This is a genomic window from Kordia sp., assembly GCF_050633145.1.
GTDB lineage: Bacteria > Bacteroidota > Bacteroidia > Flavobacteriales > Flavobacteriaceae > Kordia.
In genome coordinates this window covers 1-936 of the sequence record NZ_JBOEFY010000085.1, presented here as the reverse complement: position 1 = coordinate 936, position 936 = coordinate 1, and the positions used below count along the sequence as shown (strand labels likewise).

General features: G+C 41.8%; 1 pseudogene. It reads right to left on the bottom strand.

Annotated features, from left to right (window positions below):
- Positions 1–936: pseudogene (locus ACRBBL_RS26570) on the bottom strand (CUB protein); the annotation flags it as partial.

Sequence of the window (936 nt, the reverse complement as noted above, 5' to 3'; positions counted from 1 at the left end):
ACTCGTTGCATTGGCAATAGTGTTGATTTCTCCATCTGCATCTGTTGCTGTCTTGTAGTATGAAACTGCCATGTTCTGTTGTCCGTTTATAATGGTTGCATCTAAGGTTGTCAGATCAAACACAGCTGTATTTTGATCTGCCTCATCTACAGCACATAACTGGAAGGTATCTGGTGCTGTTGCCGTTGGTATTGGTTCTACACTGATCTCCAAACTTGCAATGTTGTTGGTGTTCACACAACCTGTAGCTGTGTTCTCTACTCGAATAAAGATTGTTTGTGGATCTGTTGTGTTTTCAAAGCCATCTACTAATGCACCTGTTCCTGCTAATGCCTCTGCCACTGTTAAGTGATAGGTCACTGTAAAGTCAGCCACCATTTGTGGAGCCGTTAGTAGATCTAGTGAATTTGTCACTACATCCCACTCAAATTGTCCTACATTATCAGCATCATATTCACAGAATACATAGGTAAAAGCTGTAGCCGTGAGTGCTGGTAATGGATGTACCACTACTGGTAATTCTACCACCTTGTAACATGGTAACATGTTACTATCTATCTGAATGTCACTCTCTACTCTCACATAGATGATTACCTGTCCGTTTGCATTTGCCGTTGCCATGTCTACTGTATGCATGGTCGGGTCTGCTATTGGATTGGTATCTGCATCTGCATCTTCTTGTGTTGTATGGTAACTTACCGTCACATTACTTTCATTATCTACAATCTCTGCTTCTGATTGTGTCAGGTCAAAGAGTAAAATTCCATTGGTTGCATCTCCATCTGTATCATCATCACAAGCCTCCAAGAGTGTTGGTGTTGTGTTTGGTGTTGGAATTGGAAGCACACGAAGTGTCATGGTAATATCGGTAGTACATCCTGCAGCATTCGCAGCTCTGATGTATAACACCTGTGGATTACTGATGTTTTGGTATGC